At 44.2% G+C, this 15995-nt stretch carries 15 protein-coding genes; 4 read left to right on the forward strand and 11 right to left on the reverse strand.

Features of this window, described 5'->3' with window-relative positions:
• Window positions 1-109 precede the first annotated feature (109 nt).
• The 6 genes from odhB to sdhC all read right to left on the reverse strand — a co-directional run bounded on the left by odhB (window position 110) and on the right by sdhC (window position 7467).
• Window positions 110-1318, reverse strand: coding sequence for a 2-oxoglutarate dehydrogenase complex dihydrolipoyllysine-residue succinyltransferase (gene odhB, locus BSR11_RS07900; protein WP_072669870.1), 1209 nt, complete (start codon window positions 1316-1318; stop codon window positions 110-112).
• Between the two features lie 28 nt (window positions 1319-1346).
• Window positions 1347-4157 (reverse strand): 2-oxoglutarate dehydrogenase E1 component, encoded by a 2811-nt coding sequence (gene sucA, locus BSR11_RS07905; protein WP_072669871.1) that lies wholly within the window; start codon window positions 4155-4157, stop codon window positions 1347-1349.
• 87 nt (window positions 4158-4244) lie between these two features.
• Window positions 4245-4955, reverse strand: a complete 711-nt coding sequence (locus tag BSR11_RS07910; protein ID WP_072669872.1) for a succinate dehydrogenase iron-sulfur subunit — start codon at window positions 4953-4955, stop codon at window positions 4245-4247.
• 14 nt (window positions 4956-4969) lie between these two features.
• Window positions 4970-6736 (reverse strand): succinate dehydrogenase flavoprotein subunit, encoded by a 1767-nt coding sequence (sdhA, locus tag BSR11_RS07915; RefSeq protein ID WP_072669873.1) that lies wholly within the window; start codon window positions 6734-6736, stop codon window positions 4970-4972.
• On the reverse strand, window positions 6737-7081 hold the full coding sequence (sdhD, locus tag BSR11_RS07920) for a succinate dehydrogenase, hydrophobic membrane anchor protein (RefSeq protein ID WP_072669874.1): 345 nt from the start codon (window positions 7079-7081) through the stop codon (window positions 6737-6739).
• Window positions 7075-7467: a succinate dehydrogenase cytochrome b556 subunit gene (gene sdhC, locus BSR11_RS07925; RefSeq protein WP_072669875.1), complete on the reverse strand. Its 393-nt coding sequence runs from the start codon at window positions 7465-7467 to the stop codon at window positions 7075-7077. Before sdhC ends, sdhD begins: the two co-directional genes overlap by 7 nt.
• A gap of 397 nt (window positions 7468-7864) precedes the next feature.
• Between sdhC and BSR11_RS07930 the strand changes: the two genes are divergently transcribed.
• On the forward strand, window positions 7865-9154 hold the full coding sequence (locus tag BSR11_RS07930; protein WP_072669876.1) for a citrate synthase: 1290 nt from the start codon (window positions 7865-7867) through the stop codon (window positions 9152-9154).
• 94 nt (window positions 9155-9248) lie between these two features.
• Here the strand turns inward: BSR11_RS07930 and BSR11_RS07935 are convergent, their stop codons facing one another.
• Window positions 9249-10007, reverse strand: a complete 759-nt coding sequence (locus BSR11_RS07935) for a Nif3-like dinuclear metal center hexameric protein (protein WP_072669877.1) — start codon at window positions 10005-10007, stop codon at window positions 9249-9251.
• Window positions 10008-10100: 93 nt separating this feature from the next.
• On the opposite strand from BSR11_RS07935, the gene BSR11_RS07940 reads away from it, so the two are divergent.
• Window positions 10101-10853, forward strand: coding sequence for a DUF1853 family protein (locus BSR11_RS07940; RefSeq protein WP_072669878.1), 753 nt, complete (start codon window positions 10101-10103; stop codon window positions 10851-10853).
• Between the two features lie 68 nt (window positions 10854-10921).
• On the opposite strand, the gene pgm is transcribed toward BSR11_RS07940, so the two are convergent.
• The gene (gene pgm / locus BSR11_RS07945) at window positions 10922-12568 is read right to left on the reverse strand and encodes a phosphoglucomutase (alpha-D-glucose-1,6-bisphosphate-dependent) (protein ID WP_072669879.1); all 1647 of its coding nucleotides are present in this window, start codon (window positions 12566-12568) and stop codon (window positions 10922-10924) included.
• Between the two features lie 107 nt (window positions 12569-12675).
• Window positions 12676-13212, reverse strand: a complete 537-nt coding sequence (seqA, locus tag BSR11_RS07950) for a replication initiation negative regulator SeqA (protein WP_072669880.1) — start codon at window positions 13210-13212, stop codon at window positions 12676-12678.
• A 92-nt stretch (window positions 13213-13304) separates the two neighbouring features.
• Between seqA and BSR11_RS07955 the strand changes: the two genes are divergently transcribed.
• Together BSR11_RS07955 and fldA are read left to right on the forward strand one after the other, a co-directional pair.
• A complete protein-coding gene (locus BSR11_RS07955; RefSeq protein ID WP_072669881.1) occupies window positions 13305-14069 on the forward strand; it encodes an alpha/beta fold hydrolase in 765 nt (254 codons plus the stop codon).
• A gap of 114 nt (window positions 14070-14183) precedes the next feature.
• Window positions 14184-14711 carry a flavodoxin FldA gene (fldA, locus tag BSR11_RS07960; protein ID WP_072669882.1) on the forward strand — a complete coding sequence of 176 codons (528 nt, stop codon included), beginning with the start codon at window positions 14184-14186 and terminating at the stop codon, window positions 14709-14711.
• 64 nt (window positions 14712-14775) lie between these two features.
• Here fldA and BSR11_RS07965 read toward each other — a convergent pair whose 3' ends face one another.
• Both BSR11_RS07965 and BSR11_RS07970 read right to left on the reverse strand, forming a co-directional pair.
• A complete protein-coding gene (locus tag BSR11_RS07965; RefSeq protein WP_072669883.1) occupies window positions 14776-15471 on the reverse strand; it encodes an LrgB family protein in 696 nt (231 codons plus the stop codon).
• A gap of 2 nt (window positions 15472-15473) precedes the next feature.
• Complete coding sequence (locus BSR11_RS07970) at window positions 15474-15881, reverse strand: CidA/LrgA family protein (RefSeq protein WP_072669884.1); 408 nt, start codon at window positions 15879-15881, stop codon at window positions 15474-15476.
• Between the last annotated feature and the right edge of the window lie 114 nt (window positions 15882-15995).

Raw genomic sequence — 15995 nt, forward strand, 5'->3', positions numbered from 1 at the left:
GTAGGAGTACTCTGAGCGAGTAGCCAAATGGCTTAAACAAGGCCGGGCGCTGAGCAAGCCCGGCTTTTTACCCGTTAACCGATGAGAGCAGAACTCTCTCCGATAAACATTACACGTCTAGAAGTAGACGCGCCGGATCTTCTAGTAACTCTTTCACTGTCACTAAGAAACCAACCGACTCACGACCATCAATCAAACGATGATCATAAGACAAGGCAAGATACATCATAGGTAAGATTTCTACTTTTCCATCCACCGCCATTGGGCGATCTTGGATTTTATGCATCCCCAAAATTGCCGCTTGTGGTGGGTTAATGATCGGTGTTGACATCAATGATCCAAATACACCGCCATTAGTAATGGTAAAGTTACCACCGGTAAGCTCTTCTACCGTTAACTTACCGTCACGACCTTTCAACGCCAGTTCTTTAATGCCCTTTTCAATTTCGGCAAGACTGAGCATATCGCAATCTTTTAGGACTGGAGTCACCAAGCCACGCGGCGTTGATACTGCCATGCTGATATCAAAATAATTATGATAAACAATATCTTGACCATCAATGGAAGCATTCACTTCAGGGTAGCGTTTTAAGGCTTCGGTTACCGCTTTAACGTAGAAAGACATAAAACCAAGACGAATGCCGTGTTTTTTCTCAAATAGATCTTGATACTGTTTACGCAGATCCATAATTGGCTTCATATTGACTTCATTAAATGTCGTCAGCATCGCAGTGCTATTTTTTGCTTCTAATAAGCGCTCAGCAACACGTTTACGTAAACGTGTCATTGGTACACGCTTTTCACTACGAGCGGCAGCGGCAAGTGGCGCACTAACTGGTGCTACTGCTGAAGTCGAAGCTTGGTTTTTCGCTAAATAAGCTTCAACATCTTCACGCGTAATGCGACCACCAACACCTGAACCTTTAACTTGAGCGGGTTCTAAATTATGCTCTGCCAGCAAACGGCGTACCGCTGGGCTTAACGCATCATTAGACTCTTCACTGAGTGCCGCTTTATGGCGTTTATCAGGAGATGGCTCGGTCGAAGCGGTCGAGTCTGCGGTTGGCTCACCAGCAACGGCACCCGGTTTAATCCGTGCCAATAGCTGCTTTGATAGCACGGTAGCGCCTTCTTGCTCTAAAATTGACTCAAGCACCCCAGCTTCAGGAGCTGGTACTTCCAACACCACTTTATCGGTTTCAATTTCAACCAGCACTTCATCACGAGCGACAGCATCACCAGGCTGTTTATGCCATGTCGCTACGGTGGCGTCTGCTACTGATTCGGGTAGATCTGGAACCAGAATTTCAACTGTCATATCGGTCTTTTCCTTTTACTTCTTGTTCTTAGGCTAGGGTCAAAGCGTCTTCAATTAACGCTTTCTGCTGTTTCAAGTGTACCGACATATAGCCCACCGCCGGTGATGCTGATGCTGGTCGACCCGCATATTTTAAATCCGCTCCGGCCGGGATAGCCGCGCGGAAATTGTGCTGGCTACTGTACCAAGCGCCTTGGTTTTGTGGCTCTTCTTGACACCAAACATAATCGACGACATTGGTATAAGGTGCGATTGCTGCTTGTACTTCTTCAATTGGGAATGGATACAATTGCTCAATACGAACAATAGCCACATCATCTTGCTGATTGTTTCGGCGTTGCTCAAGCAAATCGTAATAAACCTTGCCAGAACAGAAAACAACCCGCTTAACTTTCGCGGCATCCAACGAATCAATCTCACCGATTGCTGGTAAAAATGAGCCGTTAGCCAACTCCTCCATACTTGAGGTACAAAGTGGGTGACGCAACAAGGACTTCGGTGACATCACGATCAGTGGGCGACGCATTTTACGCACCACTTGACGGCGTAGCATGTGATAGACCTGTGCCGGAGTGGATGGAATCACCACTTGCATATTTTGCTCTGCACAAAGCTGTAAATAACGCTCTAAACGTGCAGAAGAGTGCTCTGGACCTTGGCCTTCATAACCATGAGGTAGCAGCATGGTCAAACCACATAAGCGTCCCCATTTTTGCTCACCAGAAGAAATAAACTGGTCGACCACTACCTGAGCACCGTTAGCAAAGTCACCAAACTGCGCTTCCCAAATGGTTAAGCCGCTTGGTTCGGCTGTTGCATAGCCATACTCAAAAGCCAATACCGCTTCTTCTGATAACACAGAATCGATGACTTCAAATGGACCTTGTTTGGTATGAATGTTCGCCAAAGGAACATAAGTACTGGCATCGGCTTGATTATGTAAAACCGAGTGACGATGGAAGAAAGTCCCACGTCCAGAGTCCTGACCAGAAATACGGATACGCTTACCATCGTCAACGAGCGTAGCGTAAGCCAAAGTTTCGGCCATTCCCCAGTCGAGCATTTTTTCACCAGAAACCATACTCATTCGGTCATGGTAAATTTTCTCAACTCGACTTTGCAGCTTATGACTTTCTGGATACTGACACACTTTTTCTCCCAACTCTTTTAGGCGTTGGAGAGGAAATTGATTATCCCAGTTTTCGTTCCATTCACGATTGATATAAGGTGACCAATCAACCGAGTGCATGGTCATCGGCCGCCACTCTTTCACCACCACTTCACCATGATCCAACGCATCACGATATTCATTCACTAACTGAGTCGCGGTTTCTAAGTCACACTCATTTTTGTCGGTGAGAATATCAGCGTAGATTTTGCGCGGTGTGGGATGTTTTTTGATTTTCTGATACATCAACGGCTGAGTCGCATTAGGCTCATCCGCTTCGTTGTGACCATGACGACGATAACAAACCAGTTCAATCACTACATCACGTTTAAACTCATTACGATAATCGAGAGCCAAACGAGTCACGAACGCCACCGCTTCTGGATCATCTGAGTTAACATGAAGAATTGGCGCCTGAACCATCTTCGCAATATCAGTACAGTACATGGTTGAACGTGTATCGCGAGGATTGGAAGTGGTAAAACCGACTTGGTTATTGATAACAATTCGAACCGTTCCACCCACACAGTAGCCGCGAGCTAAAGACATGTTAAATGTCTCAGCGACAACACCTTGTCCGGCAATAGCAGAGTCACCATGAATGGTGATCGGTAATACTCGGTTTCCTTCAGAATCACCTAAACGATCTTGACGAGCACGAACTGAACCGATAACCACTGGGTTGACGATTTCTAAATGCGAAGGGTTAAAGGCCAACGCTAAGTGCACATCACCGCCCGGGGTTGCGAAGTCTGCCGAGAAACCTTGGTGATATTTAACATCGCCAGTGCCCCATGTCTCATCATGCTTACCGGCAAACTCGTCAAACAAGTCCTGTGGCTTTTTACCCAATACGTTGACTAACATATTCAGGCGTCCACGGTGAGCCATACCGATCACCACTTCGCGCATACCATGAGTACCCGCGTGACGAATTAACTCTTTCATCATTGGAATTAACGCATCACCGCCTTCCAGTGAGAAACGTTTTGCGCCGGGGAATTTTGCACCAAGATAACGCTCCAAACCTTCTGCAGCCGTTAATTCCTCAAGAAACTTGCGCTTTTCTTCCAAAGTAAACTGAGGTTGGCCTAACACTGGCTCTAAACGTTGTTGAATCCATCGTTTTTGCTCAGTATCAATAATGTGCATGTATTCTGCACCCACTGAACCACAATAGATTTTGTTCAACGATTGATAGATATCTTTCAACTTCATGGTATCTGCGCCAACGGCAAAAGAGCCGACGTTGAACGTTTCTTCCATGTCATCTTCAGTTAAGTTATGGAATGAGGGGTCAAGTTCCGCCACCGGTGGGCGTTTCCATAAACCAAGAGGATCTAGTTGGGCAGCTTCATGACCGCGGAAACGGTAAGCGTTGATAAGCTGTAGAACTTTTACTTGTTTTGCATCGACTTCAGGATCACTAACTTGGACATTGTAATGCTTTGTCTCTTGAGCAAGCCGACGGAAGTAGTCACGGACACGCGAATGTGGTTGTTCAACCACATGATCAGGCTGCATAGGCAGACCATCAAAAACACGTTTCCACTCCTCACTCACCAGATCAGGATCACTTAGATACAGTTCGTAGAGATCTTCTACATAAGTTGCATTGGCGCCAGCCAAGTGTGAAGACTCGAGCCATGCCTTCATCACGCCGTTGTGCATTATTTTCCCTTAACCAGTAGTTTTCACGTTTGCTGCGGTCTATGCCGAGCTATAAAAGGCAGGCCCGAAGGCCTGCAATCTTTTCATCTAAACCGAGCGGTTGACCAGCATCGACTTGATATGGCCAATTGCTTTTGTCGGGTTTAATCCCTTAGGACAAACACTTACACAATTCATGATGCCATGGCAACGAAAAACGCTAAATGCATCATCAAGATTTGACAAGCGCTCATCTGTTGCCGTATCGCGGCTATCAATTAACCAACGATAAGCCGCTAGCAATCCTGCTGGACCGATAAATTTATCTGGGTTCCACCAGAACGACGGACAAGAAGTGGTACAACATGCACACATAATACATTCATACAGCCCATCCAAATGTGCGCGATCTTCAGGTAACTGGAGATGCTCACGAGAAGGCGGTATCTCACCGTCAGAAATCAAAAATGGTTTCACTTTGGCGTAGTTATCGTAGAACTGTGTCATATCGACGATTAAATCGCGCACGACGGGTAGACCCGGTAATGGGCGAATAACAATTTTACTGCCTTTCAAAGCAGAAAGAGGGGTAATACAGGCTAATCCGTTTTTACCATTCATGTTCAAACCATCAGAGCCACATACCCCCTCACGACAAGAACGACGAAAAGCGATCGATGGATCCTGCTCTTTCAATAAGATCAGAGCATCAAGCACCATCATGTCCGAACCTTCTGCAACGTCGAGCACATAATCTTTCATGTATGGCTTGCTATCAACATCCGGATTGTAACGATACAAAGAGAAGTTAAGTTTCATAGTTGAGTCCTCCCTTAGTATGTACGAGCTTTAGGTGGAAAAGCATCACGGTGAATCGGCGTCATATTGACATCACGCTTGTTCATCTGTTCGGTTTCTGGATCGTAGATGGAATGGCATAACCAATTAGCATCGTCACGTTCAGGATAATCGAAACGAGCATGAGCGCCTCGGCTTTCCGTACGATAATTCGCCGCCACGGCGGTAGAAAATGCCGTTTCCATAAGATTATCTAACTCTAAACATTCAATACGTTGAGTATTAAACTCTTTTGACTTATCGGCTAAATGCGCATTTTTCAAGCGATCACGAATAACTTTCAGCTCTTCAAGTCCGGTTGCCATGGCTTCTCCTTCTCTAAATACCGAGAAGTTATTTTGCATACAACGTTGCAAATCTTTACGAATTTGTACCGGATCTTCGCCACCAGTACTGTTTTCCCAACGCATCGTACGAGCAAGAGAAGCTTCGATATCTGATTGTGTTGCGGGGCGAGCTTCCGTTTGCGCGGCTAAAGTCTCACCAAGGTGTAATCCTGTCGCACGACCAAATACCACTAAATCTAATAATGAGTTACCACCGAGACGGTTTGCGCCATGAACTGAAACCGAGGCTATTTCGCCACAAGCGAACAAACCTTGCACTTCAATATCTTTGCCGTTTCTATCTTGTTTGATGGCTTGACCAGAGACCTGAGTCGGTACTCCTCCCATCATATAATGACAAGTAGGAATCACCGGAATCGGCTCTTTAACGGGATCAACATGGGCAAAAGTCCGAGACAGTTCGCAAATACCCGGTAGGCGTGATTCAAGAACATCTCGACCTAAATGGTCTAGTTTCAGCTTAATGTGTGGACCCCATGGGCCATCACAACCACGGCCTTCACGGATTTCAATCATCATTGAGCGAGCAACCACGTCACGGCCAGCTAAATCTTTCGCATTAGGCGCATAGCGCTCCATAAAGCGTTCACCATCTTTATTCAGTAGATAACCACCTTCACCACGACACCCTTCTGTCACTAGCACACCAGCGCCAGCAATCCCTGTTGGATGGAATTGCCACATTTCCATGTCCTGCATCGGAACACCGGCGCGCAATGCCATACCCACACCATCACCAGTATTAATGTGCGCATTGGTTGTTGACGCATAAATTCTTCCGGCACCGCCAGTAGCCAGTACAGTGGCCTTCGATTTAAAGTAGCAAATTTCACCCGTTTCCATGCACAACGCTGTACAACCCAAAACAGCGCCATCTTGGTTTTTAACGAGATCCAGTGCATACCATTCGGAGAAAATGGTCGTTTTGTATTTAATGTTCTGCTGATAAAGCGTGTGCAACAGCGCATGACCAGTCCGGTCAGCAGCGGCGGCAGTACGTGCCGCTTGCTCACCACCAAACTCTTTCGATTGGCCACCAAATGGGCGTTGATAAATCGAACCGTCTTCAAAACGAGAGAAAGGCAGCCCCATACGCTCAAGCTCAATCACCGATTGAGGGCCATTTTTACACATGTACTCAATTGCATTCTGATCACCAATGTAGTCTGAACCTTTAACGGTATCGTACATGTGCCACTGCCAATCATCTTTATGTGAGTTACCCAAGGCTACAGTAATGCCGCCCTGAGCTGAGACCGTGTGCGAACGAGTTGGAAATACTTTAGATAGCAAAGCACAGGTTAAACCTTGCTCTGAGATTTGTAGCGCGGCGCGCATGCCGGCACCGCCAGCACCGATAACAACAGCATCGAATTCACGAACAGGAATAGTCACTTACACACCCCACAATACGAATAGGCCAGAGAAAAAGTATCCAAATAACACCGCAATAACGACCAATTGCAAAACACTGCGCAACTTTGAGCACTTGACGTAATCGGTCAATACTTGCCAAAGCCCTATCCAGCCATGAATCAAAATACAAACTAAGGTCAACATGGTGAACACTTTAGTGAAAGTGCTAGAGAAAAACTGAGTCCATGTTAAATAGGTAATGTCAGTGAAAGCACAAAACAACACTACGTAAAGGGTATAAAGGGTCATAAGAATGGCCGTGGCACGAATCAAGAGATAATCGTGTACCCCATTACGACCAAACGAAGAAACATGCTTTACCATACTAATACCCCCGCTAACACTGATAACACTAGCGTGATAACCAATGATATTTTGGCACTCAGCGCACCACTTTCTAACTCTTCAAAATACCCCATATCCATAAGAAGATGACGTATACCACCGACAATATGATAGGCCAATGCCGTTAAGATGCCCCAAAGAACAAACTTGACAAAAAAGCCATTAACGATATGACTCGCCTCCATAAATCCTATTGGTGATGACAAAGAGAGGGACAGTAACCATAACAATATACCGACCGCCACAAACGTTATGATCCCCGCGATACGATGCAGGATAGAAACGATGGCTGTGATCGGAAAGCGTATAGTCTGCAGATCTAGATTAACCGGTCTTGACTTTCTTTCTTTCACGGGCTTGCTCACTCAGCTCTAATTGAAGCATTTATAGTTATCGATGAAATTTGGCAACAAACCGACAAAACCTAACATTTATTCAACAAATAAACGGCGATAACTGCGCTTACATTGTAAAAAAAATGTTAATTACAAGGTTAAGTGTTTTTACCTTGAATTGTTTTGAGCTTTGAATTTATAAGGTTTTTACCAAAATTTGCTACGCCTTTATACGGCTGGCAACATTATACAACAAATGATGTAACAATTTTTGCTACACAGAACAGATTTTTAACTTTATATGTATAAAAAATCAAAGTAAGTGCACACATCGGAGGAGAAAAATTGACTTTAATGGCGATCGGACGTACAAGAATGACACACAAACATCCTGGACGGATCAAATAATAAATAAAGGAGATTGTCTATGGCAGATAAAAAAGCGACCCTTCATATCGAAGGAAAAGCGCCCATTGAGCTGCCGATTATGGATGGAACAATAGGTCCTCAAGTAATCGACGTTCGTCAGTTAGGTTCAAATGGTTATTTTACTTTTGACCCGGGTTTTCTTGCCACTGCATCTTGTGAATCTCAAATCACTTATATCGATGGTGACAAAGGTATTTTGTTACATCGCGGCTTTTCTATCGAACAGTTAGCCAATAATGCTGATTATTTAGAAGTCTGTTATATCCTTCTTTATGGTGAAGCCCCTAACCGTGAACAATACGAAGAGTTTAAGAAGATAGTTACTCGCCACACCATGGTTCACGAGCAAATTGCTAGTTTCTTCCACGGTTTCCGCCGCGATGCTCACCCAATGGCGGTGATGTGTGGCGTAGTCGGTGCATTAGCGGCTTTCTATCACGATTCACTGGATATCAATAACGATACACACCGAGAAATTGCTGCTTATCGTTTATTATCAAAAATGCCGACCTTGGCTGCAATGTGTTATAAATACTCGATTGGTCAACCATTTATCTATCCACGTAACGATTTAACCTATGCAGAAAACTTCCTACACATGATGTTTGCTAATCCGTGTGAAGAATATGAAGTTAATCCTGTCGTCGCTCGTGCTATGGATAAAATATTCACTTTGCATGCCGATCATGAGCAAAATGCATCAACATCAACCGTTCGTTTAGCCGGTTCTTCAGGTGCCAATCCTTTTGCTTGTATTGCCGCAGGTATCGCATCACTGTGGGGACCTGCTCATGGTGGAGCGAACGAAGCTTGCTTACGCATGCTAGAAGAAATTGGTTCTGTCGATAAAATTCCTGAGTACGTGACCCGAGCAAAAGATAAAGATGACCCATTCCGCTTAATGGGCTTTGGTCATCGGGTGTACAAAAACTACGACCCACGTGCAACCGTTATGCGTGACGCTTGTCATGATGTACTTAAAGAACTCAACATTAACGATCCTCTCTTGGATGTCGCGATGGAACTTGAGCGTATTGCACTTTCTGACCCCTATTTTGTGGAGAAGAAACTCTATCCGAACGTTGATTTCTATTCAGGTATTATTCTCAAAGCCATCGGTATTCCAGTCTCCATGTTTACCGTTATCTTTGCTATGTCACGCACGATAGGTTGGATCGCGCACTGGAATGAAATGCATTCAGACGTCAACAACAAGATAGGCCGTCCTCGTCAGCTTTATACTGGGCAAAAACTTCGTGAGTTTGTGCCATTGCATGAGCGCCAATAGGTCGCCACTTCAAATCAACGAACAGAGCAGCCGATGAGGCTCCTCTGTTCAAGCCGATAAAAAATCAAGAGCGAGATTTCCTCGCTCTTTTAATTTATACCGGATTATCAATATCAATAAACTCCACCACAAAACCATGTTCGTGACTTAACCATTCACCCAATGCTTTAACACCATAACGCTCGGTAGCGTGATGACCCGCAGCAAAATAATGAATGTTTAGTTCTCGTGCCGCATAAGTGGTACGCTCAGATATTTCACCAGAAATAAACGCATCCATTCCTTGCTCTGCAGCCAGTTCAATATAATCTTGACCACCACCCGTGCACCAAGCGATATTTTTAATCGGTTTGTTATTTTGCTCAGGAGCAATATGCAATGGCTGACGGTGAAGTACCGTTTGTAGATGCTGGGCAAACTCATCACCAGAGTAATGACGGTTGAGGCAACCGTACATAGCGACAGATTGAGCATGCCCTTCTAGCCCGCCCTCCACTTGAATGCCAAGTAATTGAGCGAGCTGAGCGTTATTCCCCAATTGAGGATGAATATCCAGTGGTAAATGATAGGCAAACAAATTAATGTCATGTTTGATTAACTGTCGCAATCGTTGCCCTTTCATCCCGCGAATCGCCTCTGATTCTCCTTTCCAAAAATAGCCATGATGGACAAGTAGTGCATCAGCTTGACGTTCAATCGCTTGTTCAATTAACGCTTTCGAGGCCGTAACACCCGTGATGATTTTTTTTATTTCCGCTTTACCTTCGACTTGCAAGCCGTTAGGGCAGTAATCTTTCACTAATTGTGGAGACAAGGTCTCATTTAACAACGCTTCTAACTGTAAGTTGTTCATATTTTGTTCCATTAAACTATTGTTATGACGTGTTTATAACAATTTCAGGCTAGAATGTCGAAAACGGAATGGTAACCGTAGATGGTGCTCACGATGGATATAAAACAGCTTATGCAATGGGTGGTAACCACTCCTCCAATCTTTCAAGGGGCAGAGCCAATAGTCTCTAAAGTTCCTTTTATTCAACCGTCTTATCAGCAATGGCCAACTTATCAAGGTAATCAGCGACTAGGATTTATTTATCAATTTTTATGTCAACAATTATTCACCGCGACTCCTCGCTATAATGCCGTATCAGAAGAGATTCAGCTTAATCAACAAGGCACAACTCTAGGCTCGATAGATTTTATTGCCAAAAACCGCAAAACAGAACAATACGAACATTGGGAAGTGGCCATCAAGTTCTACCTACTTCATCAAGGGAAATGGTATGGCCCCAATGCTGAAGATAGGCTAGATCTCAAACTCAACCACATGCTCAACCATCAACTCCCTTTGTCCAGCAATGCTGTTTTTTGTCAGCAATATCCATTATGGGCCAATGCTCGCCCCCATTTGTTGATGCAAGGCCGCCTATATACCAACCCATTCCAGCCAGAACCCATTCCAACAGAATGCTTAGGGTATCCACTCAATCCTTCTCAAATTCAAGGTCATTGGTGTTATCAACATCAACAGTCATTGATTGACGAGCCTTTATATCGATTAGAGAAACCACAATGGTTAACCGGCCGAGATAAACAAAGCCCACGCTATCAAGGCGAAGAATTAGGTTTTGTGCACTGCCAAAGCCAGTCAGGAATATTTTGGTTTATTATGCCTGACGAATGGCCATCAATGACGTGATACAAAACAGGCCATGAACATCCATTCATGGCCTGTTTTTCACTCAACCAATCTCATCATCTGATTCGTTATAGTCCCGCATTTTTAAAGACTTGATTGACAATCTCTTGCGCTTCTTGCTCTATCTGTTTTAAATGTTCCTCGCCTTTAAAACTCTCACAATAAATTTTATAAATATCTTCTGTCCCTGATGGGCGTGCAGCAAACCAACCATGATCAGTCGTCACTTTTAACCCACCAATCGCTGCGCCGTTGCCAGGAGCATGGGTTAAACGAGCAGTAATCACATCTCCGGCTAAAGTTTGTGCCGTGACCATCTCAGCAGAAAGCTGGCTCAAGATAGCTTTTTGTGGTCCATTGGCTACGGCTTGAATGCGGCTGTAGTGCGATTCACCATGCTTCGCCGCCAATTGATCGTAATATTGCTGAGGATTTTTACCAGTTACCGCGGTTATCTCCGCAGCAAGTAAGCACAGAATAATACCATCTTTATCTGTTGACCAAGCGGTCCCATCTTGACGCAAGAACGACGCACCGGCGCTCTCTTCTCCACCAAAACCAAAATGGCCGCTGTATAGCCCATCCACGAACCACTTAAAACCAACAGGTACTTCACACAATTCACGTCCTAAATCAGCCACGACTTTATCGATCATGGCACTCGAAACCAGCGTTTTCCCCACCGCAACTTCTGATTTCCAGGCAGAGCGATGTCGATAGAGGTAATCGATACAAACGGCTAGGAAATGGTTAGGATTCATTAAACCCTGTGGGGTAACAATACCATGACGATCATAATCAGGGTCATTACCAAACGCTAAATCGTATTGGTCTTTCAGTGCTAATAAGCCAGCCATCGCATAGGGAGATGAGCAATCCATACGCACTACGCCGTCTTTATCCAGTGACATAAACTGGAACGTAGGATCAATCGCTTCACTAACTAACGTTAAATCTAAATCGTACGTTTGAGCAATTTGTCGCCAATAATCAATTCCGCTGCCACCTAATGGGTCGACCCCCATCTTCAGTTTGGCTTTCTGAATCGCGGCCATATCGACAACATTCACTAAGTCGTCAACATAAGGTTTCACTAAATCAATCTGCTTCAATAAAGGTGACTGTTTCGCTTCAACAATAGCCACGCGTTTCACCCCGCGCAAACCATCGGCAATTAGCTGATTAGCTCGATTTTCAATCGCTTTGGTAAGCTCACCTTCCGCGGGTCCACCATGGGTAGGATTGTATTTGATACCGCCATCTTGAGGTGGATTGTGTGATGGAGTAATAACAATACCATCCGCTTTATCAGCATGTTGTTGGTTATAGGTCAAGATGGCATGAGAGATACCCGGCGTTGGCGTATAACCATTATCCTGTTGAATAATGACTTCCACCTGATTGGCAATGAGCACTTCGAGCACACTACTTAAGGCAGGTTCAGATAAAGCATGCGTATCTTTACCAACAAAAATAGGCCCGGTTGTACCCAATTCTGTGCGTAGATCAACGATCGCTTGCGCGATAGCTAAAATATGATGTTCATTGAACGTGAATTTATCAGCCGACCCTCTATGGCCGGAAGTACCAAATTCAACCTTATGCTGCGGATTACTCGCATCGGGTTGAAACAGGTAGTAATGAGAAACTAAAGCCGGAATATTATGTAAATCTTGTTGTTGTGCTTTTTGTCCTGCACGAGGGTGCATAGCCATAATGACATCCTTTTAAAAATAATAATCAATAAAAAACCTCATAATACGCATTTTTATATGCCCAGTATGAGGTTCTAGTCAGACTTTTAACGGCTGATCGTGTCACTTCAGATAGATAGGGTGACTTTTTCAATGATATCTGCTGGAAAATTCATTTTCAGCATCACTTGCTCGACCATTTGCTGTTTACGGCTGGTGTTGTTATTGGTAATTACCCATAACGGCGTATTTGGAATCGCTTTTGGTTTTGTCGTTTGGCCGTTCGCCAGTAAGGTCGCTTCGTTATCAGCAAAGTAAACTCGCTTGCGTCCCTTAACGATCATGGCATCTGAGAAGCTCGCTGGATCGATACGATAGAGTGTGGATAGAACTAACATAAAACGATCAACGGCTTTTTTCAGTGCAGAAAATTCATCTGAAATCAGTAACTCGCGCATCGCCTTAACACTATCAACTTTTGTCTCTTGAGCCGCATCTTTACTGACCACTAACCCTTTAGGAGCAGTGATAGCCGGTGTAGCCGCAAGACTCTGACTATCAACCTTCAATAAGCGACGTAAAATATCGGAAGCGCTCTCACCAATGTGTAGGGTTTGACTGGCAATATAACGGTATAGATCTTCATCAACCTCAATTGTTTTCATTCGCTTTTCACAATCTCTATGTTTAAACTCTGGGGGATTATAGCGAGATCTTTACCGATACTCTACGTTAAACCCATTACTAATAAGATAAAATGTCAGCACTGCTTAATTACAAACTCGAAGGTGAGGGTCACACCGTCGTTCTGATCCATGGTTTATTTGGTAATTTAGACAATTTAGGGCTACTCGCAAGAGATCTGAAACACGATCATCAAGTGCTGAGTATTGACCTACGTAACCATGGACAATCGTTTCACTCTTCAGAACATAACTACGCCCTAATGGCGCGAGATGTCGATCAACTGCTTACCAAATTGTCGATAACTCAAGCCACCGTTATTGGTCATTCAATGGGTGGTAAAGTTGCGATGAAATTAGCCGATCTAGCACCAGAAACGGTTCAACAGTTGGTGATATTAGACATGGCCCCCGTCGCCTATACCGTACATCGTCACCAACAAGTACTTGATGGGCTCGATGCGGTGTTAGAACAAAAACCGTCCTCTCGTAGTGAAGTGATGACCTTGTTAGCTCAGCATATCGATGAGGAAGGCGTCCGCCAATTTTTAGGGAAATCACTGGTCAACCAAGATAGTGTTATGACTTGGCGATTTAACGTACCAGCCATTAAGGCTAACTATTGGAATATTCTTGGCTGGGAACCAATTGCCAGTAACTCAACCCCGACATTATTTATTAAAGGGGCCGATTCAAATTACTTAATGGCAGAACATCAACCCGCCATCCAGCAACAATTTAGCCGAGCAAAAGCACACGTTATCGCCAATACCGGCCACTGGTTACATGCTGAAAAACCAGCAGAAGTACTCCGTGCGATTCGTAAATTTATCCTCTAAATCGCTTAATCCATAACAAGTTAAGGGAAATTTGAAAGTCAATAGGTGGATTAACTTTAACAAATAACAGTGGTATAGTTCGCGCAAGCAGATTGATTTAAAGGTAAAGACTTTATGGCAAGTGTAGGTATCTTTTTTGGTAGCGATACAGGTAACACCGAAGCTATTGCAAAAATGATTCAAAAACAACTCGGTAAACAACTGGTTCACGTACAAGATATCGCGAAAAGTAGTAAAGAAGATATTGATAACTTTGATCTTTTATTGCTTGGTATTCCCACTTGGTACTATGGTGAAGCGCAGTGTGATTGGGATGACTTTTTCCCAGAACTAGAAGCGATTGATTTTTCAACTAAACTCGTGGCTATTTTTGGTTGTGGTGACCAAGAAGACTACGCTGAGTATTTCTGTGATGCTATGGGTACGGTTAGAGATATCATTCAAGCTAAAGGCGCAACGATTGTTGGCCATTGGCCGACGGAAGGTTATGAGTTTGAAGCCTCTAAAGCCCTAGTTGATGACAGCCACTTTGTCGGTTTATGTATTGACGAAGACCGTCAACCTGAACTTACTGAGCAGCGAGTGACCGCTTGGGTTCAACAAGTATATGAAGAAATGTGCTTAGCTGAGCTAGAAGACTAAAAAGAACCGCCCTAATTTGGGCGGTTCTTTTTAACACAAACTCTTTATGAATGATTGGATCTGCTTACCACAATAGCTGGCCTAAAAACGGCGCAATCAGTACCGTCACCATCCCAGCTATCATCATCACGACACTCGATACCACGCCTTCTGCATTACCCATTTGATACGCTTTCGCAGTCCCTGCACCATGGGCAGAAGCGCCTAAACTCGCACCACGCCCAAATCGAGAACGAATCGATAAGAAGGTTAATAGACTTTCACCCACGGCCATGCCAATAACTCCAGTGAGAACGACAAACAGTGCCGTTAAGTCACTTTCACCACCAATGGCGCGCGTTGCTTCCACAGCAAAAGGCGTCGTTATTGAGCGCATCGCCAAGCTACGCTGCAGTAACTCTGGTAATTCAAACCAGCGAGCCAGCAAGACCGTACTGCTTACAGCAACAATCACTGACACAACCACACCAACCGACAATGACAACCAATGACGACGAATTAAGACTCGATTATCGTACACAGGAATCGCAAAGGCGACGGTGGCCGGTCCAAGTAGCCATAATAACCAACGAGACTCTTCCATATAGGATGGATAAGGAATATCCATACCGATAACAATCAGCACCAAAAGGAGTGGAGCTAATAATAAAGGCATTAAAAAAATCGTTCGCTTACGCTGATAAAGCATTTTACAGACGTAATACAGAGCTAAAGTTAGTACCAAACACGTCATACCGAGTAATGAAATCGAGTGCAACATTATCAGGCTCCCGCTAACTTATTACTTTTTCGACGCGCTAATTTAAGTTCGAGACGGTACAATCTATCGACTACCCACGCGGTAATCGCAATCACTAAAACCGTACTCAGTACTAACACTAAAATAATTCTCCCCCCCTGCTCTCGAACCAGCGGCTGATAATTAACCACAGCAACTACTGCTGGAACAAAAAACAGTAACATTTCCGCTAAAAGCCAAGCAGCCCCTCGTCGTAGCCATTCAACGTTGACTATTTTACTGAAGACCAAAGCAAGCAATAACAGCATCCCCGTTAGATTGGCAGGGAGCGGTAAATGAAAATAATCAACCAAGCGATCTGCTATTAACCATATCAGGCCTAACGCGGCAATTTGCCCAACGGTCAGCAAAACGGTTCTGAGTTTTTTCATGGCATCATTCGCTCATAATGTGAAATTAATCACATTATAGAGAGCGTTAAAATTTTCATAAAATGAATTTTTATTATAAAAATTATGCCAATATAGAATAAACCTACCATCAGA

This window comes from Vibrio injensis (assembly GCF_001895205.1).
Taxonomy (GTDB): domain Bacteria; phylum Pseudomonadota; class Gammaproteobacteria; order Enterobacterales; family Vibrionaceae; genus Vibrio; species Vibrio injensis.